General features: G+C 40.2%; 4 protein-coding genes. 2 read left to right on the top strand and 2 right to left on the bottom strand.

The window, feature by feature from the left end; translation table 11 throughout:
- Positions 1-63: 63 nt before the first annotated feature.
- Entirely contained in the window at positions 64-258 is a 195-nt protein-coding gene (locus tag PPOP_RS07970) for an Arm DNA-binding domain-containing protein (protein WP_042227919.1), read from the bottom strand.
- A 5-nt stretch (positions 259-263) separates the two neighbouring features.
- Entirely contained in the window at positions 264-956 is a 693-nt protein-coding gene (locus PPOP_RS19340) for a helix-turn-helix domain-containing protein (protein ID WP_006285667.1), read from the bottom strand.
- Between the two features lie 133 nt (positions 957-1,089).
- Here PPOP_RS19340 and PPOP_RS20310 point away from each other — a divergent pair, with 133 nt between their 5' ends.
- Positions 1,090-1,305, top strand: coding sequence for a helix-turn-helix transcriptional regulator (locus PPOP_RS20310; protein WP_006285668.1), 216 nt, complete (start codon positions 1,090-1,092; stop codon positions 1,303-1,305).
- A 30-nt stretch (positions 1,306-1,335) separates the two neighbouring features.
- On the top strand, positions 1,336-1,659 hold the full coding sequence (locus tag PPOP_RS07985) for a DUF771 domain-containing protein (RefSeq protein ID WP_006285669.1): 324 nt from the start codon (positions 1,336-1,338) through the stop codon (positions 1,657-1,659).
- Positions 1,660-1,805 lie beyond the last annotated feature (146 nt).

The raw sequence follows: 1,805 nt of genomic DNA on the forward strand, positions 1-1,805 counted from the left end.
TGCATTAATTATAAACGAAAAAAGGTACGGCTCCTCAATTTTCTTGAGGAGCCGTACCTTTTTTCATGAGAAGGACTTTTTCAGTGGCCTCGCTAAATCCTGCTCTGTTTTAGCTGCGTCTAACTGAGCCTCTTTCCTTGAGTTAAAACCTCTCTTTGTGCTCTGTTTTTTCTTGCCTGTTAGTGGATCAATGGTTGTATAGAATTTGTACATCCACTTGTAACCGTCTTTGGTTTTATACTTTTGGAAGCTGGCCAATGTATTCACTCCTCATCAGCTTTGTTAGGAAACATTAGTCTTATCATGTTCACTATTCGTTCTTTTTCCTCAGTAGAGAGCGAACGACCGTCAAATTTAATATTTGGTCTATTCATAAATTCCAGTATTTCTCCAGCCTCAACAGGTTCATGTTGGTTGTATTTAGAGAACCTTTCTGCTAAGTCAGCTATTTGGTCTCTAACATTGTTTAAATAATTCCATGTATCCCCACTTACTTCAGATAGGTCTTCAAGCAAACCAGATGGGGTGACAATATAGTCTGTATATCCGGCTTCGTCTACAAAATTTTGCATGGCTCTTCTAAAGCTTGGATCTCTAATTACATCATCACGAAAATTATCAGCGTCTTTGCTCAAGATTTTAATGTCTTCTGCTATTTCAGTATACTCCGCTTCTCTATAATATTGATCCAGTTCTTCATGGGAGTAATAATGTTCTTCTGTTGATGGGAACTCAAAAATCGGGACCTTCAGTGCACGAGCAAGCTTAATTTGGGTTGTCATTGGTGGGAGGTTTCTTTTTCCATTTTCTATTTGAGACAAATAAGAATGCGACAGTCCTACCTTTTTTGCTAATTCCACCAATGTCATCCCTTTTTCTTTCCTCGTTTTTCTCAAAAAAGCTCCGAACTCTTCGGATACCTCTTTTAAATCCTCGTCAAAAAAATTATTTTTCATCTTTTAATCACCCATCTTTATTATAACCAAGAATGTTACAAAGTAAAACAAAAGTTAATCGAATGTTGCAAAGTGATAAAATCCGATCTATAATGTAACACAGTAACAATGTTGCAAAGTGAAAGGCGGTATTATGAAAATTTTAGTTAAAGACCTCAAGCAACTTAATAGGTTGTTGGTGCTTAATGGGTATTCTAAACGTTCATTTGGTCTTGTTTTAGATGTCTCGGCAACCACGATGTCACAGATCTGCAATGGTAAAAGGAATCCAAGTCCTAAAGTTGCAAAACTAATCTGTGATGAACTAGCAGTTTCATTTGATGATGTATTTGAAGTTGTCACCAAGTAGTTATCACCACGAAAGGAAGGAGGTACGAAGTTGAACTCTTCCCCTTTATTCCAAGTAATCGTAGACAAAGATTTTGTTCAGCGACTTGCTAAAGAAGAGGTCAAACGTTTGGTTGAAGAAACTGGCGCCGGCACCTGGTGGGATTTGAAGCGGCTTGAAGCCGAAACATGCCGTAAGCGAGATTGGCTTATCGAGAACATCCTGCTTAACCCGCGATTCAAGAAAGAGATGAAGCTAATCTCGAATGGTTGCGACAACGGCCGCTGGATGTTCAGGGCTGCAGGAATGAAGGCATTCTTGGACAAGCATTTTCAGGAGCTTAACGGCAAGCCTATGCGGGCTGGTGTTGGGTGAGAGCCTAAATCAATTCGATGGGAGGACTGTAAAAATGATGCAGTTGCCAGATCTACAGAGCACGACCGCCGTAGAAAAGGTAATTGGCTTCTGTCCGCCGTGCGGCAGGGCTATTGTTTTCGGTCAGGAGGCATGGGAAGTCGGTT

It is taken from the genome of Paenibacillus popilliae ATCC 14706 (assembly GCF_000315235.1).
Lineage (GTDB): Bacteria > Bacillota > Bacilli > Paenibacillales > Paenibacillaceae > Paenibacillus_B > Paenibacillus_B popilliae.